This window comes from Enterobacter cloacae complex sp. SHL018 (assembly GCF_049237905.1).
GTDB classification, from domain to species: Bacteria; Pseudomonadota; Gammaproteobacteria; order Enterobacterales; family Enterobacteriaceae; genus Enterobacter; species Enterobacter hormaechei_C.
Genome location: NZ_JBMKJE010000001.1, coordinates 920,796 through 942,645, shown reverse-complemented (window position 1 = coordinate 942,645; position 21,850 = coordinate 920,796). Strand labels below are relative to the sequence as shown.

Genomic DNA, 21,850 nt, shown 5'->3' with positions numbered 1-21,850 from the left:
TCATCTGCCTTCAGAAGAATCTATAAAATTAATCCTGTTCATGTTTTACTATGACCGGAGTCTATATTTTCAGCATAACATGCAGATACAGAGGTCTTCTGCATGGGAGTCATCCTGCCTCATGTCAGATATCATTCTTGCCCGTGTTTCAGAAACCCTCTCCACTGAGCAATCTCTCGACAGTCTGGTGCGTCAGCTACTGGAAATGCTGGAAATTGTGACGGATATGGAATCAACCTACCTGACGAAAGTCGATATCAATGCGCGTTTGCAGCACATTTTATATGCCCGTAACAGCAAGCAAATGCAGATCCCGGAAGGGTTCAGCGTGCCCTGGGACGAAACACTGTGTAAGCGCGCCATCGACAGCGACACGTTGTTCAGTAACGAGGTGCCCGACCGCTGGCCGGAGTGTGAAGCGGCCAAAGCACTGGGCATTACAACCTATATGAGCGTGCCGGTTCACCTGGCTGACGGTTCTCTGTATGGCACGCTTTGCGCTGCCAGCACCGCACAGAAACAGTTCAGCGAGCGTGGCGAGCAGGTAATCAGACTCTTTGCCGGTTTAATTGGTCAGTACATTCAGAAAGAGTCGCTTGTGCTTCAGCTTCGCGAAGCAAATGCGGCGCTCATTGCTCACTCTTACACCGACGCCCTCACCGGCCTGCCGAATCGTCGCGCCATTTTTGAAAACCTTACCACCCTGTTCTCACTGGCGCGCCATCTTAACCGCAGGGTCATGATGGCCTTTATTGACCTCGATGATTTCAAGCGAATCAATGACCAGTACGGGTATGAGGCGGGCGATCGCTTCCTCGTACAGGTTGGCAAGCGGCTGACTCACGAGCAAACGCAGGATGAGATTATTGGCCGGCTCGGCGGCGATGAATTTCTGGTTGCCAGCCTGAGTCACAGCGATGATGGCGACGCCAGTACAGAGGTCAACGCAATCAAAACCCGCCTCAATGGTCTTATTGCGGGCGAATACGGGTTGGGCAATGCCACTATTCTTTATCCCGGCGCAAGCCTTGGCGTCGTTATTGTTGATCCTCACAGCACGGATGAAGATAGCGCCCTGCGCACCGCAGACCTCGCGATGTATCAGGATAAAAAAGGAAAAAGCAAAACAGGCTTTGTCGCGTTAGATTAAAACCGTACACTCTACGGCCTTATACAAACTCAAACAGGTGATGGCATGAGAATAGGGATCCTCTTTCCGGTGGTTATTTTTATCACAGCGGTGGTGTTTTTAGGCTGGTTTTTCCTTGGCGGTTACGCCGCGCCGGGGGCTTAAATGAGAAAAACGACCATCATCATGTTGATTGTCGCCATCGTGGCCGTCGCCGGTACGCAGTTAGGCTGGTGGTAACGCCCAAAGTAAAAAGGCCGCCGTCAGGCAGCCTTTTTTAACACAGGTCAGATTTAGCTTTTGATTTTTCTGTAGATAAACAGAACAACCAGCGCGCCAATCACCGCGACGACAAAGCTGCCGAAGTTGAAGCCATCAACTCTGCCAAAGCCGAACAGGGTACTGATCCAGCCACCGACGACTGCACCCACAATCCCCAGAATGATCGTGACGATGAAACCGCCGCCATCTTTGCCCGGCATAATCCACTTCGCCAGGATCCCCGCAATCAGCCCAAAGATAATCCAGGATAAAATTCCCATAGCTTTCCTCTCTGTATGGTTTTTGTCATTAAATCAACGACACAGAAAAGGATAGCACAGGATCTGAGAAAGGAAATTTGTGATAAAAATCACACGGTTCGTTTGATTAAAATATGAGCAGTAAAAAAATGCCGTTCCACACTCATCGTGGGGTTGCATCTTTTACTGAGAAAGATTATCTTTCTCATTACTGAATAGTTGAGCAAATTACTCAGGTATTCAGTACGACATTGCTCACATTGCTTCCAGTATTTCTTGCCCACTCTTGAGTGGGCTTTTTTTTGCCCGAACCCACCAAAATCTGGCGTTTCTTCAGTGGAGGTGAAACGCTATTCTCTGTGGCTACTGAACAACAAAAACGTTGATAACATGAACGTATCAAGCAAGTTTGTCATCTGCCTTAATCTTGTTTCTGCCAGTACGTTACTGCTACTGCTCTCAACACGGTTTGAGTGGTTCTGAGATGAAAGGAGCCTGGCATGGTGGCTTTCCTTTCGATTCCGTGCAGCCTCAACTCTCATACTTGTAGCTTTTATGACCTGTGTTAAGATCCCTGCACCTCAGGACGTGGTGGGACAACAGGAAAATGAAGAAGGCCATTGCCGTTGCTATCATCTCAACCTTTATGGTCGTCCTGTCGCTGTATGCTGTTAACGCCATTATCGCTGAGCAGCAAAAGAACCGGCAGAGGGAGATCTCCCACACGCTCTTAAGCTATTCTGAAGAGTTAACGCAAAATATCGCCAGTACGCTTAAAAATACCTCCGCGCAGGGATGCGATAGCGCCAGTCTGAACGTCTACCGAAAATTAAAGATGCGAAGTCTCTATTTCGCCGATGTGGGGTTTATTGAAAAGGGGAAAATCACCTGCACCGCGTTTTGGGGCAAGCTGGCAAATCCCATCGCCCTTCCCTCTGAGCTGCATAATACCCAGAACGGTTTCAGCCTGGCGCAGTTTTCGCAGAAAGATTTCTTTGTCGGCAATGCGACAATCTATAACCACCTTATTATCTTCACCTCCCGTTCAGCCTACGATAAATTCGCCCCCGTTACCGCCAACTATTCGCTTCGTTCTTCCACTAAAGATTTCGGCCGCACCTTTTTCACCGTTACGCCGCCATCAGAAAACTTCAGCCGCTTACAGTCTCTGTTATTTACGCTGGCTGTGACAGAGTGCAGTACACGCTGGGATTTGTGCGTTACCGTCACACACCATGATGCCGGACTGGCTTCGCTCTCCCACGTAGTGATGGTGCTTCTGTGCTTGTTTTTATACTTTATCTGGGTATCCCTGACGCTGTTTTCTCTTCGACTTTATGAAGACCGACGTTCTCTGGAACGAACGCTGGTCAAAGCGGTAAAAGCGAATACCATCAGCGTTCATTTTCAGCCTGTTATTCGGGTTGCTGATAAGAAAATCGTCGGGGTTGAAGTGTTATCAAGATGGCAGGATAACAATCACAAAGAGGTTTCTCCTGAGCTGTTTATCCCGTTAATTAAAAAAATTGGCCTGTATAACGTTTATTATCAGAACATGATAAAGAAATCCCTGGCGGAAATTGCCGCGCTGGCCGCTGAACATCAGTTAATGATTTCACTGAACGTTGGCCGGACGGAAATTGAAGACGGCAAATTCCTGGCGGTATTACGTCATGAATGCTCAGAGAACGCGATTCCCTTATCGTTAATCAAAGTTGAGTTATCCGAGAATGGCGTTTCCACCGCGGCCATCCTTGAAGAGTTTTGTGAGGAGCTTAAATCGGCAGGCGTCAAAATTTCAATAGACGATTTTGGTGTGCAAAACTCTAATCTGGCCAGGCTATCAAATCTCAAATATGACGAAATCAAGGTGGATAAGTCGTTAGTGGACGGCATCAGCGAGCACTATAAACAGGATATCCTGGTGATCTTCAGCGACGCGCTCGCTAAACTGCACAAAACCCTGGTTTTTGAAGGGGTTGAAAGCGAAACGCAATATCAGTTCATCGCGCAGAGATACCCCGATGCCCTCGTACAAGGCTGGTACTTTTCAAAGTCGCTAACCCGGCACGACCTCGCCAGGCTGCTGGCAGACTCAGCGCGATGACGCGTTATTCATTGCCCCACTGATTCAGGAAGTTCGCAATATCGTCAATGCGCGCTTCGTCTATCTCCGCCTGGACAGCCATCTCCCGCTGCGCCTCTTCACTGATTTCCTCATTGTTGTATAAGCGAGTGAGCAGCAGCTGGAAATAGTGTGCCAGCGGCGTACGCTCTGCCTCTTCTACCGGTTTCGCCGTTTCAGTCGCATACTCGTCGACGATGTCATAATACTTGAGCGGGATATCAAGGGTCATAGCGTTGTTTCCGTCTTGTGTGCATAAAAAACGGGAACCCTCAGGCTCCCGTTGTCATTTAACCCAGCGAGTGGATTACATGTTCGCGATAATCGCGTCGCCAAACTCTGAGCATTTCAGCAGTTTAGCGCCTTCCATCAGACGTTCAAAGTCATAGGTGACGGTTTTCGCGTTAATCGCGCCTTCCATACCCTTAACGATCAGGTCTGCGGCTTCGAACCATTCCATATGACGCAGCATCATCTCTGCGGACAGAATGATAGAGCCTGGGTTGACTTTGTCCTGGCCTGCGTATTTAGGTGCAGTACCGTGAGTTGCTTCGAACAGGGCGCACTCGTCACCGATGTTCGCGCCCGGGGCGATACCGATACCACCCACCTGTGCGGCCAGCGCATCGGAGATGTAGTCACCATTCAGGTTCATACAGGCGATCACGTCATACTCAGCAGGTCGCAGCAGGATCTGTTGCAGGAACGCATCGGCAATCACATCTTTAATGATGATCTCTTTACCGGTGTTCGGGTTCTTAATTTTCTGCCATGGGCCGCCGTCGATCAGTTCACCGCCGAACTCTTCGGTCGCCAGCTGGTAGCCCCAGTCTTTGAACGCGCCTTCGGTGAACTTCATGATGTTGCCTTTGTGAACCAGGGTCACAGAGTCACGATCGTTGGTGATAGCGTATTCGATGGCGGCACGCACCAGACGCTTGGTCCCTTCTTCGGAGCATGGCTTGATGCCGATGCCGCAATGCTCAGGGAAGCGAATTTTCTTCACGCCCATCTCTTCGCGCAGGAATTTAATCACTTTTTCTGCATCAGCAGAGTCCGCTTTCCATTCGATACCGGCGTAGATGTCTTCTGAGTTTTCACGGAAGATAACCATGTCGGTCAGTTCCGGGTGCTTAACCGGGCTTGGGGTGCCCTGGTAGTAACGCACCGGACGCAGACACACATATAGATCCAGTTCCTGACGCAGCGCCACGTTCAGGGAGCGAATGCCGCCGCCAACTGGCGTGGTCAGAGGGCCTTTGATAGCAACGCGATAGTCGCGGATCAGGTCCAGCGTTTCGGCTGGCAGCCAGACGTCCTGGCCATAAACTTGAGTCGATTTTTCACCGGTGTAAATTTCCATCCAGGAAATTTTACGCTCGCCTTTGTAGGCTTTCTCAACAGCGGCATCAACCACTTTCAGCATTGCCGGGGTAACGTCTACGCCGATACCGTCGCCTTCAATGAACGGGATAATCGGGTTGTGAGGAACGTTAATCTTGCCGTTTTGCAGGGTGATCTTTTTACCTTCCGCCGGAACAACTACTTTGCTTTCCATTAACCTCTCCTTCGAGCGCTTCTGGTTGTTACTGATCTTATGTTAATAAATTGTAATGAGCCTTCCGATAGTACCTGATTGTCCGACGCCATGAAAGGTCTTCGTTATTAGGCTATAATGCGGCAATTGATAACGCCTGAAAATACCATGACGAAAACTTCTTTTAGAAAACACCGGGTTGAGCGATTCAGCTCACGACAAGCCACCAGAAGAACGCCAGAACCCCAGCCAACGCGGGTCATACTGTTCAATAAACCCTACGATGTATTGCCACAGTTTACCGACGAGGCCGGGCGCAGCACGCTGAAGGACTTTATTCCCGTTCAGGGAGTGTACGCGGCGGGACGTCTGGATCGTGACAGCGAAGGGTTGCTGGTGCTCACCAATGACGGCGTGCTCCAGGCCAGGCTCACTCAGCCGGGCAAGCGTACCGGGAAAATTTACTTTGTGCAGGTTGAAGGCGAGCCGGACGACGCGTCGCTGGCAAAACTGCGTAACGGCGTAACGCTGAACGACGGTCCCACCCTGCCGGCTGGTATTGAGCGCGTGAATGAACCCGAGTGGCTATGGCCGCGCAACCCGCCGATTCGTGAGCGGAAATCCATTCCCACCAGCTGGCTTAAAATCACCCTTTATGAAGGCCGCAACCGACAGGTCAGGCGCATGACTGCGCATGTGGGCTTCCCTACCCTGCGACTCATTCGCTATGCCATGGGCAGCTACACGCTGGACTCGCTGGCAAACGGGGAATGGCGGGATGTTACCCCTAAGGAGAACTGATGTTTAAACCTCATGTTACGGTCGCCTGCGTGGTCCATGCGCAGGGGAAATTCCTGGTGGTGGAAGAGACCATCAACGGCAAAGCGCTGTGGAACCAGCCTGCCGGGCATCTTGAAGCCAATGAAACCTTACGCCAGGCGGCAGCCCGTGAGCTGTGGGAGGAGACGGGTATCCGCGCCGAACCGCAGCATTTTATCCGTATGCATCAGTGGATAGCGCCTGACCAGACGCCTTTCCTGCGCTTCTTATTCGCCGTTGAACTTAACGAAACGTGCGCCACTGAACCGCACGACGACGATATCGATCGCTGCCTGTGGGTGACTGCCGAGGAGATCCTGAACGCGCCAAACCTGCGTTCGCCGCTGGTGGCGGAAAGCATCCGCTGCTGGCAGTCTGCGGCGCGCCTGCCGCTGGATGTCATTGCAGAATTTAACTGGCCGTTTACAGAGGGTGTCAATGGTGGGGGGGCGTGATAGAATACGCCGCCTTGAAGTTCAATGTCGTGAGTATTCCATGTCAGATAACAGCCAGAAAAAAGTAATCGTCGGCATGTCCGGCGGTGTCGATTCCTCCGTTTCCGCCTACCTGTTGCAGCAACAGGGCTATAAGGTGGAGGGCCTGTTCATGAAGAACTGGGAGGAAGACGATGGCGAGGAATACTGCACTGCCGCTGCGGATCTCGCCGATGCGCAGGCCGTGTGCGATAAGCTCGGCATCGAACTGCACACCGTTAACTTTGCCGCAGAATACTGGGACAACGTTTTTGAACTCTTCCTCGAAGAGTACAAAGCGGGCCGCACGCCAAACCCGGATATCCTGTGCAACAAAGAGATCAAATTCAAAGCCTTCCTGGAATTCGCCGCGGAAGACCTGGGCGCAGACTACATTGCGACCGGCCACTACGTGCGTCGCGCGGATGTGAATGGCAAAAGCCAGCTGCTGCGCGGCCTGGACGGCAACAAAGATCAGAGCTACTTCCTCTATACGCTGAGCCACGAACAGATTGCCCAGAGCCTGTTCCCGGTCGGCGAGCTGGAAAAGCCGGAAGTGCGTAAGATTGCTGAAGATCTGGATCTGATCACCGCGAAGAAAAAAGACTCCACCGGTATCTGTTTTATCGGCGAGCGTAAATTCCGCGAGTTCCTGGGGCGCTACCTGCCTGCACAGCCGGGCAAAATCGTCACCGTTGACGGCGATGAGATTGGTCAGCACCAGGGGCTGATGTACCACACTCTCGGCCAGCGTAAAGGTCTGGGTATCGGCGGCACCAAAGAGGGCAGCGAAGATCCGTGGTACGTGGTCGACAAAGACGTCGAAAACAATATTCTGGTTGTGGCTCAGGGTCACGACCACCCGCGCCTGATGTCCGTTGGACTGATCGCGCAACAGCTGCACTGGGTCGATCGCGAGCCGCTGAAAGGCACGCTACGCTGCACAGTGAAAACGCGCTACCGCCAGACGGACATCCCTTGCACCGTAACCGCACTGGATGACGATCGCATTGACGTGCGTTTCGACGAGCCGGTTTCCGCCGTTACCCCTGGCCAGTCTGCTGTTTTCTACCGCGGCGAAATTTGCCTCGGCGGTGGGATCATTGAACAGCGCCTGCCGCTGCCTGCTGTTTAAACCGTTTGCACACATAAAGGAGACCGTGTGGCGAAGAACTATTATGACATCACCCTGGCGCTGGCGGGAATTTGCCAGTCAGCCCGTCTGGTGCAACAGCTGGCGCATCAGGGTCATTGCGACGCTGATGCCCTGCACGTTTCACTCAACAGCGTTATCGATCTTAACCCAGGCTCCACGCTGGGCGTCTTTGGCGGCAGTGAAACCAATCTTCGTCTCGGTCTTGAAACTCTGCTCGGCGTGCTCAACGCCAGCAACCGTCAGGGGTTGAACGCGGAACTGACCCGCTACACCTTAAGCCTGATGGTGCTGGAACGTAAGCTTAATGCGGCAAAAGGCGCAATGAATACCCTGGGCGACCGCATCGCCGGGCTACAGCGCCAGCTCGACCACTTTGACCTCCAGTCTGAGACCCTGCTCAGCGCGATGGCCGGTATCTACGTTGACGTGATTAGCCCGCTCGGCCCGCGTATTCAGGTCACCGGTTCGCCTGCCGTATTGCAAAGCCCACAGGTACAGGCGAAGGTACGCGCTTCGCTGCTGGCAGGCATCCGTGCCGCCGTGCTGTGGCAACAGGTCGGCGGTGGCCGCCTACAGTTAATGTTTTCTCGTCATCGCCTGACGACTCAGGCAAAACAAATTCTTGCTCATTGTTAACCTCCCGGAGTTGCGAATTATGGAATTATCCTCACTGACCGCCGTATCCCCTGTCGATGGACGCTACGGCGATAAAGTCAGCGCGCTGCGCGGGATCTTCAGCGAATATGGCCTGCTGAAGTTCCGTGTTCAGGTTGAAGTACGCTGGCTGCAAAAGCTGGCCGCCCAGACAGCAATCAAGGAAGTTCCTGCTTTTGACGCAAAGGCAAACGATTACCTTGATAAAATCGTTGCTGAGTTCAGCGAAGAAGATGCCGCGCGCATTAAAACCATCGAACGCACCACCAACCACGACGTGAAAGCGGTTGAATACTTCCTGAAAGAGAAAGTGGCAAGCGTCCCTGCCCTGCACGCGGTATCTGAATTTATTCACTTCGCCTGTACGTCTGAAGATATTAACAACCTGTCTCACGCACTGATGCTCTCTACCGCGCGGAAAGAGGTAGTACTCCCTTACTGGCGTAAAATCATTGATGCGGTGAAAGCGCTGTCCGTGGAATACCGCGACATTCCGCTGCTGTCCCGTACTCACGGCCAGCCAGCAACCCCATCCACCATGGGTAAAGAGATGGCGAACGTGGCGTACCGCATGGAACGCCAGTATCGTCAGCTGGAGCAGGTTGAGATCCTCGGCAAAATCAACGGCGCGGTGGGTAACTACAACGCCCACATCGCCGCGTACCCGGAAGTGGACTGGCACCAGTTCAGCGAAGAGTTTGTGACCTCTCTGGGGATCCAGTGGAACCCGTACACCACCCAGATTGAGCCGCACGACTACATCGCCGAGCTGTTTGACTGCATTGCGCGCTTCAACACCATCCTGATCGACTTCGATCGTGACGTATGGGGTTACATCGCCCTGAACCACTTCAAGCAGAAGACCATCGCCGGGGAAATCGGTTCGTCCACCATGCCGCACAAAGTGAACCCAATCGACTTCGAAAACTCCGAAGGTAACCTGGGTCTGGCGAATGCCGTGTTGCAGCATATGGCGAGCAAGCTGCCGGTATCTCGCTGGCAGCGCGACCTGACTGACTCCACGGTGCTGCGTAACCTGGGCGTAGGTATTGGCTACGCGCTGATCGCCTACCAGTCCACCCTGAAAGGTGTGAGCAAACTGGAAGTTAACCGCGACCGTCTGCTGGACGAGCTGGATCACAACTGGGAAGTGCTGGCGGAGCCGATTCAGACCGTGATGCGTCGTTACGGCATCGAAAAACCGTACGAGAAACTCAAAGAGCTGACCCGCGGTAAACGTGTTGATGCTGAAGGTATGAAACAGTTTATCGACGGTCTGGCGCTGCCAGAAGAAGAAAAAGCGCGCCTGAAAGAGATGACCCCGGCAAACTATATTGGCCGTGCCATCGCTATGGTTGACGAGCTGAAGTAATCGCCCTTCCCCCTTTCCACCCGGAAAGGGGGCTGCTTTACATCATCGAGCCGACATTTCACGTCACATTATCTGTTTTGCCGGGATTAGAGCCTGCCGTCAGGCTGATTGTTATTTTTTGCCGTGGAATAACTTTCCGGAATATACCGTTTTAAGCCGAACGGGCACAGTTTGAACTGGCACGGGGTTTCAGCCGTGCACAGGCGATCCATCTCCTGTCGGTTGCCTGGACACGCGTTTTTCTGTTTGAACCCCATCCAGCCTATTGATGTAAAGGGCATTGCCTGCGCTATCCATACTCTACGCCGCCGATCGTTAATCAGGATCCCCTGGTTTGAAGTGGTGATGATTTCACCTGTACGAACGTAATAATCTCCCTTTAACCACAGGATATAATTCAGGCCATACTGTGTTTCAACTTTGCAAAAGATGGTTCCGCTTTCCGGGCTCGCAATAGTCTCAACAACCTTCCATTCCATAAAGTCCTCTTTACTCGCTATATTGCTGTTTTGTTGTGTAAAAATACTGCTTTTCTGGCACATCTTATGCAAATCTAATTTCGCACCATAAAATAAGCGTAGACAAAGCCAGGCATAGTGAGAACATCCTTACAAAAAAAAGGGCAATATTTACAAAACTGGCGTGCCCGTGCTGTCCAAAAAGCGACTCGCCTTCAACAGTTCATAAACGGATGGCTGTTTTATCGGGATTGCGAAAGCTTGCGAAAACAAGTCAGTTTATATTACCCGCGCCTGCTGGGGGCGCATGAGGCTTACGTGAGTTGGGTGGGTGATATGAACCAGGCTCAGGTCAACATACTTAATAATCAGGTGCCTGGCGTCATCCCCCCCTGTGTTCGGGAGCATGAAAAAATCATTTAATTTCATTGCGCTGGTGTCAACCTGAATAATCAGCGTTAAACTATTCATACCATTTATAAAGGGAGAAGTGATGATGCGCGTACTGGTTGTTGAGGATAACGCATTGCTACGTCATCACCTGAAAGTTCAACTTCAGGAGATGGGTCATCAGGTGGATGATGCTGAAGACGCAAAAGAGGCCGATTATTATCTCAATGAACACCTGCCGGACATCGCCATTGTCGATTTAGGCCTGCCGGATGAAGACGGATTGTCCCTTATCCGCCGCTGGCGTAGCCATGACGTTTCCCTGCCGGTACTGGTGCTGACTGCCCGCGAAGGCTGGCAGGACAAGGTTGAAGTCCTGAGCGCTGGCGCGGATGACTACGTGACCAAACCCTTCCATATTGAAGAAGTCGCTGCGCGTATGCAGGCGCTGCTGCGCCGCAACAGCGGGCTGGCGTCACAGGTTATCTCTCTGCCGCCGTTCCAGGTGGACCTCTCTCGCCGCGAATTTTCTATTAATGATGAAGTGATCAAGCTGACCGCATTCGAATACACCATCATGGAAACGCTGATCCGTAACAACGGTAAAGTGGTGAGCAAAGATTCCCTGATGCTTCAGCTCTATCCGGATGCCGAGCTGCGCGAAAGCCACACCATTGACGTACTGATGGGTCGCCTGCGTAAAAAAATTCAGGCGCAGTACCCGCATGACGTGATCACCACCGTGCGTGGTCAGGGCTACCTGTTCGAATTACGCTAAACGAAAGGGATATTGCGCCACATTTTACCCCTTTCGCTGCGGGTTCGCTTTTTGCTGGCAACCGCCGCCGTCGTGCTGGTGCTGTCGCTCTCTTACGGGATGGTGGCGTTGGTCGGTTATAGCGTGAGCTTCGATAAAACCACCTTCCGCCTGCTTCGCGGCGAAAGTAACCTGTTTTATACCCTGGCGAAGTGGGAGAACAACCGAATCACCGTCGAGATGCCGGAAAACCTGAATCAGCAGAGCCCGACGCTGGCGCTGATCTATGATGAAAAAGGGAAATTGCTGTGGGCCCAGCGCGATGTCCCGTGGTTGAAAAAGCGCATCCGTCCGGAATGGCTGAAAACCAACGGTTTTCATGAAATAGAAGCCGACCTCAACTCCACCAGCAGCCTGCTGCGTGACGATCGCGCCTTACAGATCAAGCTTAATGAGATCCGTGCCGAAGATGACGACACGGAGATGACCCACTCTGTGGCCATCAACCTTTACCCCGCCACCCTGAACATGCCGCAGTTAACCATTGTGGTGATCGATACCATACCGGTTGAGCTGAAACGCTCGTATATGGTCTGGAACTGGTTTGTGTATGTTCTGGCTGCCAATCTGCTGCTGGTGATCCCTCTCCTGTGGGTGGCTGCGTGGTGGAGCCTCCGCCCGATTGAATCCCTTGCCAAAGAGGTGCGCGAGCTGGAGGAACATCACCGCGAGAAGCTAAACCCGGAGACCACGCGTGAGCTGACCAGCCTGGTGCGCAACCTCAACCGCCTGCTGAAAAGCGAACGTGAACGCTACGACAAGTATCGCACGACGCTCACCGACCTTACGCACAGCCTGAAAACCCCGCTGGCCGTGATGCAGAGTACCCTGCGTTCCATGCGCAGTTCGAAAATGAGCATGGATGACGCCGAGCCGGTGATGCTGGAACAAATCAGCCGTATTTCACAGCAGATCGGCTATTACCTGCACCGCGCGAGCATGCGTTCCGGAAGCGCCCTGTTGAGCCGTGAACTGCACCCGGTAGCCCCGCTGCTGGATAACCTCACCTCTGCGCTGAACAAGGTGTACCAGCGTAAAGGGGTCAACATCAGTCTGGATATCTCACCGGAAATTAGCTTTGTCGGTGAGAAAAATGACTTTATGGAAGTGATGGGAAACCTGCTCGATAACGCCTGCAAATATTGTCTGGAGTTTGTCGAGGTGTCCGCGCGGGTAACGGATAACGAACTGCATATTATCGTTGAGGATGATGGTCCTGGCATTCCCCGTAATAAACGCGAAGTGGTGTTCGATCGCGGCCAGCGCGCCGATACGCTGCGGCCAGGCCAGGGCGTCGGATTATCCGTCGCCAGGGAAATCGTCGATCAGTACGAGGGCAAGATTGAAACCGGTGAAAGTTTGCTGGGCGGTGCCCGTATGGAAGTCATTTTTGGCCGCCAGCATCCCGTATCGAACGATAGTTGACCCGAAATGTGAAAAATACGCGGATCTCGCAGTCAGGGGGCGGTGCTTCCGTTATAATCCGTCTCAGTAAGAGCCTGCGGAATACAAAAATATGGATTATCAATTAACGCTTAACTGGCCCGAATTTATTGAACGTTACTGGCAAAAACGCCCGGTCGTTCTTAAACGCGGGATCAGCAATTTTATCGACCCTATTTCTCCTGACGAACTCGCTGGTCTGGCGATGGAAAACGAGGTAGACAGCCGTCTGGTGAGCCACCAGGACGGGAAATGGCAGGTCAGCCACGGTCCCTTTGAAAGCTACGATCATCTGGGCGAAAACAACTGGTCTTTACTGGTGCAGGCGGTCAACAACTGGCACGAACCCACCGCAGCCTTAATGCGTCCCTTCCGCGCCCTGCCAGACTGGCGAATGGACGATCTGATGATCTCCTTCTCCGTTCCCGGTGGCGGCGTGGGTCCGCATCTGGATCAGTACGACGTGTTTATCATTCAGGGTACCGGTCGCCGTCGCTGGCGCGTGGGCGAAAAAGTGCCAATGAAGCAGCACTGCCCGCACCCGGATCTGCTTCAGGTTGACCCGTTTGAAGGGATCATTGATGAAGAGCTGGAGCCAGGTGACATTCTTTATATCCCACCGGGCTTCCCGCATGAAGGTTATTCCCTGGAAAACTCGCTGAACTATTCGGTTGGTTTCCGCGCGCCAAGCGGGCGCGAGATGATCAGCGGATTTGCTGACTATGTTTTACAGCGTGAGCTGGGCAGCTACCGTTACAGCGATCCGGACGTTCCGGCGCGTGAGCACCCGGCGGATATTCTGCCAGAGGAGCTGGATAAGCTGCGCGGGATGATGCTGGATCTGATCAACGAACCCGAGCACTTCAGACAGTGGTTTGGCGAGTTTATCAGCCAGTCGCGTCACGAACTGGACGTCGCACCGCCAGAGCCGCCTTATCAGGCAGATGAAATTTATGATGCGCTCCAGCAGGGCGATAAGCTGGTTCGTCTGGGCGGATTACGCGTACTACGCATTGGCGAAGAGGTATTCGTCAACGGCGAGCGCCTGGACTCTCCGCATCGCCCGGCGCTGGAAGCGATTGCCAGCCATATGGTGCTGACTGCGGATACCTTTGGCGACGCACTGGACGATCCCTCCTTCCTCGCCATGCTGGCCGCGCTGGTGAACAGCGGGTACTGGTTTTTTGAGGACTGAGCCGCTTTAATGCCCGGTGACGCTGCGCTTACCGGGCCTACGATCGAAATGTAGGTCGGGTAAGGCGTAGCCGCCACCCGGCTTTGTTTTACTTCCGCTCCCCCGCCGCAAAATCCTCAATCTCACCCGCCCAGTCTGCCGGATATAACCCCTCCCGCACGTCCCGATGAAACGTTGAATATGGCCAGTCGACGACTTTCCCGACATAGCCATGCTTCAGCGGATTGATGTAGACGTAATCCATATGCCGCCGATAATCCTGCTCATTGCGAATAGTGTGCTCCCAGAAACGCGGTTGCCAGACGTGGCGCATTTCAATGTTGCGGCTAAACGTTTTTTTGATGTCGCGCCAGCGCGCTGAAAAGTCACTGTCCCCTTCCGGCAGGGTCCAGATACAGTGCATATGTTCAGGCAGGATAACCCAGGCGTTAATGGTGAAGGGCTTCGCACGCTTAACCGTGGCGGTAGCGGAACGCAGGCTGTCGATGTGGCGAGTAAGTAAATCGCTCTGGCGGTTTTGCAGATTGACGGTGAAAAACCAGGTCCCACCGGGGATGTAGTGGCGGCGGTAGTTTGACATTGGCACTCCTTGCCCATTGCCCGGTGGCGCTGCGCTTACCGGGCCTACGATCGAAATGTAGGCCGGGTAAGGCGTAGCCGCCACCCGGCATAAAACATTACCGCTTCGCGGTTAACTCCGCTATCCGCACGATCACCTGCACCGCTTTCTCCATCCCTTCCAGCGTCACGAATTCATGCTTGCCGTGGTAGTTATATCCACCGGTAAACAGGTTCGGGCACGGCAGGCCCATAAACGACAGCTGTGAACCATCGGTACCGCCACGGATCGGTTTCATCACCGGCTCGATGTCACAATCGCGCATCGCCTGCTGGGCGATATCAAGAATATGCGGATGCTCCATCACCTTATCGCGCATATTGTAATAGCTGTCTTCGATGATGAGTTCAATATAGCAATCCGGATGTAGCCCCTTGCCGACCTTTTTCGCGATCTCCATCATCTTACGTTTGCGTGCTTCAAAGGCTTTGCGGTCGAAATCGCGGACAATATAGTGCATCTGCGCGCTGTCCACGGTCCCCTTGATGCTGGTCAGATGATAAAAACCCTCATACCCTTCCGTCATCTCCGGGCTCTCTTCGGCGGGCACTTCCGCATGAATACGCGCAGCCAGCGACAGCGCATTCACCATCACCCCTTTCGCAGACCCCGGGTGCACGTTATTCCCAACGATTTTGATCGTCACCGATGCCGCGTTAAAGTTTTCATACTCCAGTTCACCCACGCCGCCACCGTCGACGGTGTAGGCCCACTGCGCGTTAAACGCCTCAACGTCAAAGTGTTTCGCGCCTTTTCCAACCTCTTCATCCGGCGTGAAGGCCACGCGGATATCGCCATGTGGGATATTTTTGCCCTTCAGCACCGCCAGCGCCGTCATGATCTCGGCGACGCCCGCTTTGTCATCGGCCCCCAGCAAGGTTTTGCCGTCAGTGGTGATTAACGTCTGCCCCAGCAGCTGATGCAGTACCGGGAACATCACCGGCGACAGCACTTCGTCGCCAATGCCCAGCGCAATATCACCGCCGCGGTAGTTTTCAACAATCTGCGGGTTTACGTGTTTACCGCTAAAATCAGGTGAGGTATCGACATGAGAAATAAAGCCAATTGCCGGGATATCGCCGTCAATATTCGCCGGCAGCGTTCCCATCACGGTCCCTTTTTCGCTGAGCGTGACATCAACCAGCCCCATGGCCTCCAGCTGCTCTTTCAGCAGATTTAGCAGCTTCCACTGGCCTTCGGTGCTTGGCACCTGTCGGACCCCCGGCTTAGATTGGGTATCCAGCGAAACGTAATGTAAGAAACGCTCAAGTAGTTTATCCATGCAGTCACCCTCACTTTTTGTGACAACATTATCATTAAGCAGCAAAACGCAAATATTGCGTCAGGTCACTTTTATCCCGCAAACGAGAACTTTTTACGTTTATATCGTTGTGCGTTAATAAATGTAGCTTATGAATAAGTGAGAAGGATTGGCGATTCAATGGGTTTGCCGTAGAATGTCCGCCCTCATTACGAGTCACCAAGGTGGTTACACACAAACCCCGCTTCAGTCTGCTGCCTGAGGCGTCTATATGGGACAGCGCGAAAATTGAATACACAACCCCGTTCCCTTTCACCGCTGGTGCAACTGGAACGAATTCGTAAAAGTTTCGATGGCAAAGATGTCATTTCCGACCTTAATCTGACCATCAATGACGGTGAGTTTCTCACGCTGCTCGGCCCCTCCGGCTGCGGCAAAACCACCGTCCTGCGCCTTATCGCCGGGCTGGAAAGCGTCGATAACGGCCATATCCATCTTGAGAACCAGGACATAACCCAGGTTCCAGCCGAAGATCGCCACGTCAATACCGTCTTTCAGAGCTATGCCCTGTTCCCGCACATGACCGTGTTTGAGAACGTGGCGTTTGGCCTGCGGATGCAAAAAACACCGGCCAGCGAGATCCCACCTCGGGTTACCGAAGCCCTGCGCATGGTACAGCTGGAGGCGTTCGCCCAGCGCAAGCCGCATCAACTTTCCGGTGGTCAGCAGCAGCGTGTGGCCATTGCCCGCGCCGTGGTCAACAAACCTCGCCTGCTCCTGCTGGATGAATCCCTCTCCGCGCTGGACTACAAGCTGCGCAAGCAGATGCAGAACGAGCTGAAAGCGCTTCAGCGTAAGCTCGGCATCACGTTCGTGTTTGTCACGCACGATCAGGAAGAAGCCCTGACCATGTCAGACCGTATCGTGGTGATGCGCGACGGCAAGATTGAGCAGGATGGCACCCCGCGTGAAATTTACGAAGAGCCGAAAAACCTGTTCGTCGCCAGCTTTATTGGCGAAATCAATATCTTTAACGCCACGGTGATCGAGCATCTGGACGATCGGCGCGTTCGCGCGAACGTGGAAGGCCGCGAATGCAATATTACCGTCAACTTTGCCGTCGAGAAGGGTCAAAAGCTCAACGTCCTGCTGCGCCCGGAAGATCTCCGCGTTGATGAGATCCACGACACGGCTGACGTCGAAGGTCTGATCGGTTACGTTCGCGAACGCAACTACAAGGGAATGACCCTCGAATCCGTTGTGGAACTGGAAAACGGTAAAATGGTGATGGTCAGCGAGTTCTTTAACGAGGACGATCCGGACTTCGACCACTCGCTGGATCAGAAAATGGTCATCAACTGGGTAGAAAGCTGGGAGGTTGTACTGGCTGATGAAGAACACAAGTAAGTTCCAGAATGTGGTGATTGCCACGATCGTCGGTTGGCTTGTGTTGTTTGTCTTTCTTCCCAACCTGATGATCATCGTGACCAGCTTCCTGACCCGCGACGACGCGAACTTCGTGACGATGGTCTTTACGCTGGACAACTACGCGCGCCTGCTCGATCCGCTCTATTTTGACGTGCTGCTGCACTCGCTCAATATGGCGCTGATTGCCACCCTCGCCTGTCTGGTGCTGGGGTATCCATTCGCCTGGTTCCTGGCCCGCCTGCCGCAAAAAGTGCGGCCGCTGCTGCTGTTTTTACTGATTGTGCCGTTCTGGACCAACTCGTTAATCCGCATCTACGGGCTGAAAATCTTTCTCAGCACCAAAGGTTATCTGAACGAGTTCCTGCTGTGGCTGGGGGTGATCGAGACGCCGATCCGCATCATGTTCACCCCGGGCGCGGTAATTGTCGGCCTGGTCTATATCCTGCTGCCGTTTATGGTGATGCCGCTCTACTCCAGCATTGAAAAGCTCGATAAACCGCTGCTGGAAGCGGCGAAAGACCTGGGCGCCAGTAAGTTACAAACCTTTGTCCGCATCATTATTCCGCTGACCATGCCGGGTATTATCGCCGGCTGTCTGCTGGTCATGCTGCCTGCGATGGGCCTGTTCTACGTATCGGACCTGATGGGCGGGGCGAAAAACCTGCTGATCGGTAACGTGATTAAGAGCCAGTTCCTGAATATCCGCGACTGGCCGTTCGGCTCGGCCACCAGCATAACGCTGACGGTGGTGATGGGGCTGATGCTGCTGGTTTACTGGCGTGCATCACGCCTGCTGAATAAGAAGGTGGAGCTGGAATGATCGGTCGACTGCTTCGCGGCGGTTTTATGACCGCCATTTATGCGTATCTCTATATTCCGATAATCATTTTGATCGTGAACTCCTTTAACAGCTCACGCTTCGGGATCAACTGGCAAGGGTTTACCACCAAATGGTATGGCCTGCTGATGAACAATGACAGCCTGCTACAGGCCGCTCAGCACTCGCTGACGATGGCGGTATTTTCTGCCACCTTCGCGACGCTGATTGGCTCACTGACCGCCGTGGCGCTGTACCGCTACCGTTTTCGCGGTAAGCCGTTCGTCAGTGGCATGCTGTTTGTGGTGATGATGTCCCCGGATATCGTGATGGCCATTTCACTGCTGGTGCTGTTTATGCTGCTGGGCGTCCAGCTCGGTTTCTGGTCGCTGCTGTTCTCGCATATCACCTTCTGTCTGCCGTTTGTGGTGGTAACCGTCTACGCGCGTCTGAAAGGGTTCGACGTACGCATGCTGGAAGCGGCGAAAGATCTGGGTGCGAGCGAGATGACCATTCTGCGCAAAATCATTCTGCCGCTGGCGATGCCCGCCGTGGCAGCAGGATGGCTGCTCAGCTTTACCCTGTCGATGGACGACGTGGTCGTGTCCTCCTTCGTCACCGGGCCGAGCTATGAAATTCTGCCGTTGAAGATCTACTCAATGGTTAAAGTCGGTGTTTCACCCGAAGTGAACGCGCTGGCGACTATTCTGTTGGTGTTATCGCTGGTTCTGGTAATTGCCAGCCAGGTTATTGCTCGTGATAAAACAAAATCTCAGGGGACACAGAAATGAAAAAAATGCTTGCCGCTGCGGCACTGGTGCTCGGAATGGGCGCCGCGCATGCTGATGACAGCAAAACGCTCTATTTCTACAACTGGACCGAGTATGTGCCGCCGGGCCTGCTGGAGCAGTTCACCAAAGAGACGGGCATCAAGGTGATCTATTCGACCTACGAGTCGAATGAAACCATGTACGCCAAGCTCAAAACCTATAAAGATGGCGCGTATGACCTGGTGGTGCCGTCGACCTATTTCGTCGACAAGATGCGCAAAGAAGGCATGATCCAGAAGATCGACAAAACGAAGCTAACCAATTTTTCAAACCTCGATCCTGAGATGCTAAACAAGCCGTTCGACCCGAACAACGACTACTCCATTCCGTACATCTGGGGCGCGACGGCAATTGGCGTCAACAGCGATGCCATTGATCCAAAAACGGTTTCATCCTGGGCTGACCTGTGGAAGCCGGAATACAAAAGCAGCCTGCTGTTAACCGACGATGCGCGCGAAGTGTTCCAGGTTGCGCTGCGTAAACTCGGCTATTCCGGTAACACCACCGATCCGAAAGAGATCGAAGCGGCGTATAACGAACTGAAAAAGCTGATGCCAAACGTGGCGGCGTTCAACTCGGATAACCCGGCTAACCCGTATATGGAAGGTGAAGTGAATCTGGGTATGGTCTGGAACGGCTCTGCGTTTGTGGCGCGTCAGGCCGGGACGCCGCTGGAGGTGGTCTGGCCGAAGGAGGGCGGCATCTTCTGGATGGACAGCCTCGCGATCCCGGCGAATGCGAAAAACGTCGAGGGCGCCCTGAAGCTGATCAATTTCCTGCTGCGCCCGGATGTGGCAAAAGAGGTGGCGGAAACCATCGGCTACCCGACGCCAAACCTGGCCGCGCGGAAGCTGTTAAGCCCTGAAGTGGCAAATGATAAATCGCTTTATCCGGACGCTGAAACCATCAGCAAAGGGGAATGGCAGAACGACGTCGGTGACGCGAGCCGCCTGTATGAAGAGTATTATCAGAAGCTAAAAGCAGGCCGTTAATGCACAACGGGCGACGCAATGTCGCCCGTTACTCTTACAGCCCCTTCAGGAGTTTATCCACAAAGGCTGGCACCACCTCGCTCGCCAGACCGTAATGTTTCTCTTCAAACTCGCTCCCGACCTGGCTTGGCTCCAGATTAAGCTCCACCGTATGGGCACCTTGCAGTCGCGCTTCGTGAACAAATCCTGCCGCCGGATAGACATGTCCCGAAGTGCCAATGGCGATAAAGACGTCCGCCATAGCCAGGGCGCTGTAGATCTCATCCATTCCCAGCGGCATTTCGCCAAACCAGACCACATGCGGACGCAGACGCGAAGGGAACTGACAGCAGTGGCAGCGGTCTTCGTCCAGCACGTCCTCTTTCCAGTCCAGCACCTGACCACTCCATGCGCACCGCACCTTGAGCAGTTCGCCGTGCATGTGAATGATGTTGCGGTTTCCGGCCCTTTCGTGAAGATTGTCGATGTTCTGCGTGACCAGCAGAAAACGATCCCCCAGCGCTTCCTCCAGCTTTGCCAGCGCCAGGTGCGCCGCATTCGGCGCAATCTCCGGCTGCTGAAGCTGGCGACGGCGGGCGTTGTAGAACGCCTGCACCAGCGCCGGGTCGCGGGTGAAACCTTCCGGCGTCGCCACATCTTCAACTCGGTGTTCTTCCCACAGTCCGTCCGCCGCGCGGAAGGTCTGAATACCGGATTCGGCGGAGATCCCCGCCCCGGTCAACACCACCACTCTGGGTTTATCCATCGCTTCTGGCATCATCCTGTCTCTGAAAAAGATCCGCTGACGCAGGCGTTCACGTAAGCGGCGTTTATTTTTGCGAAAACGGCTGAGTCGACCCTGGCGACGCGACAGCATAATAACCTCGTAAACTAATCGGTGAGATGAAGGAATGCGGCTCCGCGCATGCCTCCTGCGTCCCCGTGTCGCGCGCGTTCAATGCGCGGCACGCGGGCGACCGGCAATAAATGTCGGGGCAGACGCCCGGACAACTGTTCTGTAATCGCAGTGAAATTTGACAGCCCTCCCCCGATCACCAGCAGATCCGGGTCGACGATGGTCAGGATATTCCCCAGGCACACGGCCAGCAGGTCGAGATAGCGTTCAACGTGCTCTCGCGCCTGCGCATCCCCTTGTTCCCACAGGGTAATGATTTGGGGGGCGTCATGTTTCTGATGATAGAAGTGTTCATAAAGCCATGCAAACCCACGGCCTGAAAGGTAACTCTCAATACAGCCGTGCTGACCACAACCGCAGCGGATAAACGGGAAATCACGTCCGACAACATCCAGCGCATCCACCGGCAGACGGATATGACCAAATTCGCCGGTAATGTAGCTGCGCCCGGTAATGGGCTTACCGTTAATGATTATCCCGCCCCCCACGCCGGTTCCTAGAATCAACCCCATCACCAGCGGATAGTGACGAAACTCGTCGTCCCAGGCCTCTGAGAGAGCAAAACAGTTGGCATCGTTGTCTGAGCGCACGTCGCGCTCAAGGAGAGCAGAAAGATCGGCACGCAGCGGTTTGCCGCTGGCAGCAGGAACGTTGGCGGCATACAGCGTGCCATCGTCGGTTTCGGGCATACCCGGAATACCAATGCCGACGCTGCCTTTGACGCCAAAGCGTTCATCCGCTTGCGCCACCAGCGCGGCAATGGCGGTTAAAAATTCATCGTAGCTTTCGCGCGGCGTGGGTACGCGGGTTTCCCATTGTAGCTTAAGGTCTTTATCGAACACGCCGAGCGCAATCTTGGTGCCGCCAATATCAAATCCGTAATACATGATGCATTCCTCTGTTTGATTCAGCGGCCAAA

The 21,850-nt window shown here is 53.7% G+C and carries 25 protein-coding genes; 17 read left to right on the top strand and 8 right to left on the bottom strand.

Features of this window, described 5'->3' with window-relative positions; all coding sequences use genetic code 11:
* The first annotated feature begins 121 nt into the window (after positions 1-121).
* Genes ACOTY5_RS04590 through yoaJ form a run of 3 tightly spaced genes read left to right on the top strand, consistent with a single transcriptional unit; the run spans position 122 to position 1,369 of the window.
* Positions 122-1,150: a sensor domain-containing diguanylate cyclase gene (locus ACOTY5_RS04590; RefSeq protein WP_062934096.1), complete on the top strand. Its 1,029-nt coding sequence runs from the start codon at positions 122-124 to the stop codon at positions 1,148-1,150.
* A 45-nt stretch (positions 1,151-1,195) separates the two neighbouring features.
* Entirely contained in the window at positions 1,196-1,294 is a 99-nt protein-coding gene (locus tag ACOTY5_RS04585; protein ID WP_015570793.1) for a YoaK family small membrane protein, read from the top strand.
* Complete coding sequence (yoaJ, locus tag ACOTY5_RS04580; protein WP_015570794.1) at positions 1,295-1,369, top strand: protein YoaJ; 75 nt, start codon at positions 1,295-1,297, stop codon at positions 1,367-1,369.
* Positions 1,370-1,422: 53 nt separating this feature from the next.
* Here the strand turns inward: yoaJ and ACOTY5_RS04575 are convergent, their stop codons facing one another.
* Positions 1,423-1,671, bottom strand: a complete 249-nt coding sequence (locus tag ACOTY5_RS04575) for a GlsB/YeaQ/YmgE family stress response membrane protein (RefSeq protein WP_003857896.1) — start codon at positions 1,669-1,671, stop codon at positions 1,423-1,425.
* A gap of 369 nt (positions 1,672-2,040) precedes the next feature.
* Here ACOTY5_RS04575 and yncL point away from each other — a divergent pair, with 369 nt between their 5' ends.
* Both yncL and ACOTY5_RS04565 read left to right on the top strand, forming a co-directional pair.
* Positions 2,041-2,133, top strand: coding sequence for a stress response membrane protein YncL (gene yncL, locus ACOTY5_RS04570; protein WP_071524166.1), 93 nt, complete (start codon positions 2,041-2,043; stop codon positions 2,131-2,133).
* Positions 2,134-2,257: 124 nt separating this feature from the next.
* A complete protein-coding gene (locus ACOTY5_RS04565) occupies positions 2,258-3,757 on the top strand; it encodes an EAL domain-containing protein (RefSeq protein ID WP_023296321.1) in 1,500 nt (499 codons plus the stop codon).
* A gap of 4 nt (positions 3,758-3,761) precedes the next feature.
* Here ACOTY5_RS04565 and ACOTY5_RS04560 read toward each other — a convergent pair whose 3' ends face one another.
* Positions 3,762-4,007 (bottom strand): DUF2543 family protein, encoded by a 246-nt coding sequence (locus ACOTY5_RS04560; protein WP_045141473.1) that lies wholly within the window; start codon positions 4,005-4,007, stop codon positions 3,762-3,764.
* 75 nt (positions 4,008-4,082) lie between these two features.
* Positions 4,083-5,333 (bottom strand): NADP-dependent isocitrate dehydrogenase, encoded by a 1,251-nt coding sequence (gene icd, locus ACOTY5_RS04555; protein WP_003857898.1) that lies wholly within the window; start codon positions 5,331-5,333, stop codon positions 4,083-4,085.
* A 117-nt stretch (positions 5,334-5,450) separates the two neighbouring features.
* On the opposite strand from icd, the gene rluE reads away from it, so the two are divergent.
* From rluE to purB, 5 genes are read left to right on the top strand one after another with little or no spacing between them, the layout of a single operon-like run.
* A complete protein-coding gene (gene rluE, locus ACOTY5_RS04550; RefSeq protein WP_017693618.1) occupies positions 5,451-6,113 on the top strand; it encodes a 23S rRNA pseudouridine(2457) synthase RluE in 663 nt (220 codons plus the stop codon).
* The gene (locus ACOTY5_RS04545) at positions 6,113-6,586 is read left to right on the top strand and encodes an NUDIX hydrolase (RefSeq protein ID WP_032619915.1); all 474 of its coding nucleotides are present in this window, start codon (positions 6,113-6,115) and stop codon (positions 6,584-6,586) included. Before rluE ends, ACOTY5_RS04545 begins: the two co-directional genes overlap by 1 nt.
* A 40-nt stretch (positions 6,587-6,626) precedes the next feature.
* Positions 6,627-7,739, top strand: coding sequence for a tRNA 2-thiouridine(34) synthase MnmA (gene mnmA / locus ACOTY5_RS04540; protein ID WP_032667904.1), 1,113 nt, complete (start codon positions 6,627-6,629; stop codon positions 7,737-7,739).
* A 27-nt stretch (positions 7,740-7,766) separates the two neighbouring features.
* Entirely contained in the window at positions 7,767-8,396 is a 630-nt protein-coding gene (gene hflD / locus ACOTY5_RS04535; protein ID WP_006809213.1) for a high frequency lysogenization protein HflD, read from the top strand.
* Between the two features lie 19 nt (positions 8,397-8,415).
* Positions 8,416-9,786, top strand: a complete 1,371-nt coding sequence (gene purB / locus ACOTY5_RS04530) for an adenylosuccinate lyase (RefSeq protein ID WP_017693620.1) — start codon at positions 8,416-8,418, stop codon at positions 9,784-9,786.
* An 86-nt stretch (positions 9,787-9,872) separates the two neighbouring features.
* On the opposite strand, the gene ACOTY5_RS04525 is transcribed toward purB, so the two are convergent.
* Positions 9,873-10,328, bottom strand: coding sequence for an anti-adapter protein IraM (locus tag ACOTY5_RS04525; protein ID WP_032653230.1), 456 nt, complete (start codon positions 10,326-10,328; stop codon positions 9,873-9,875).
* Between the two features lie 412 nt (positions 10,329-10,740).
* On the opposite strand from ACOTY5_RS04525, the gene phoP reads away from it, so the two are divergent.
* From phoP to ACOTY5_RS04510, 3 genes are all read left to right on the top strand, one after another.
* A complete protein-coding gene (phoP, locus tag ACOTY5_RS04520; protein ID WP_026094318.1) occupies positions 10,741-11,412 on the top strand; it encodes a two-component system response regulator PhoP in 672 nt (223 codons plus the stop codon).
* 12 nt (positions 11,413-11,424) lie between these two features.
* A complete protein-coding gene (gene phoQ / locus ACOTY5_RS04515; protein WP_074132676.1) occupies positions 11,425-12,876 on the top strand; it encodes a two-component system sensor histidine kinase PhoQ in 1,452 nt (483 codons plus the stop codon).
* Positions 12,877-12,967: 91 nt separating this feature from the next.
* A complete protein-coding gene (locus tag ACOTY5_RS04510) occupies positions 12,968-14,089 on the top strand; it encodes a cupin domain-containing protein (protein WP_017384706.1) in 1,122 nt (373 codons plus the stop codon).
* Between the two features lie 88 nt (positions 14,090-14,177).
* Here ACOTY5_RS04510 and ACOTY5_RS04505 read toward each other — a convergent pair whose 3' ends face one another.
* Positions 14,178-14,669, bottom strand: coding sequence for an REP-associated tyrosine transposase (locus ACOTY5_RS04505; RefSeq protein ID WP_017384707.1), 492 nt, complete (start codon positions 14,667-14,669; stop codon positions 14,178-14,180).
* Positions 14,670-14,766: 97 nt separating this feature from the next.
* Positions 14,767-15,990 carry a peptidase T gene (gene pepT, locus ACOTY5_RS04500; RefSeq protein ID WP_045141471.1) on the bottom strand — a complete coding sequence of 408 codons (1,224 nt, stop codon included), beginning with the start codon at positions 15,988-15,990 and terminating at the stop codon, positions 14,767-14,769.
* A gap of 237 nt (positions 15,991-16,227) precedes the next feature.
* Between pepT and potA the strand changes: the two genes are divergently transcribed.
* From potA to potD, 4 genes are read left to right on the top strand one after another with little or no spacing between them, the layout of a single operon-like run.
* Positions 16,228-17,376, top strand: a complete 1,149-nt coding sequence (gene potA / locus ACOTY5_RS04495; protein WP_162837483.1) for a spermidine/putrescine ABC transporter ATP-binding protein PotA — start codon at positions 16,228-16,230, stop codon at positions 17,374-17,376.
* A complete protein-coding gene (gene potB / locus ACOTY5_RS04490; RefSeq protein ID WP_015570804.1) occupies positions 17,360-18,217 on the top strand; it encodes a spermidine/putrescine ABC transporter permease PotB in 858 nt (285 codons plus the stop codon). Before potA ends, potB begins: the two co-directional genes overlap by 17 nt.
* Positions 18,214-19,005 (top strand): spermidine/putrescine ABC transporter permease PotC, encoded by a 792-nt coding sequence (gene potC / locus ACOTY5_RS04485; RefSeq protein ID WP_015570805.1) that lies wholly within the window; start codon positions 18,214-18,216, stop codon positions 19,003-19,005. Before potB ends, potC begins: the two co-directional genes overlap by 4 nt.
* Positions 19,002-20,036: a spermidine/putrescine ABC transporter substrate-binding protein PotD gene (gene potD / locus ACOTY5_RS04480; protein ID WP_015570806.1), complete on the top strand. Its 1,035-nt coding sequence runs from the start codon at positions 19,002-19,004 to the stop codon at positions 20,034-20,036. Before potC ends, potD begins: the two co-directional genes overlap by 4 nt.
* A gap of 34 nt (positions 20,037-20,070) precedes the next feature.
* On the opposite strand, the gene cobB is transcribed toward potD, so the two are convergent.
* A complete protein-coding gene (cobB, locus tag ACOTY5_RS04475; RefSeq protein WP_045141470.1) occupies positions 20,071-20,892 on the bottom strand; it encodes a Sir2 family NAD+-dependent deacetylase in 822 nt (273 codons plus the stop codon).
* Positions 20,893-20,906: 14 nt separating this feature from the next.
* A complete protein-coding gene (gene nagK / locus ACOTY5_RS04470) occupies positions 20,907-21,818 on the bottom strand; it encodes an N-acetylglucosamine kinase (protein ID WP_045141469.1) in 912 nt (303 codons plus the stop codon).
* Positions 21,819-21,850 lie beyond the last annotated feature (32 nt).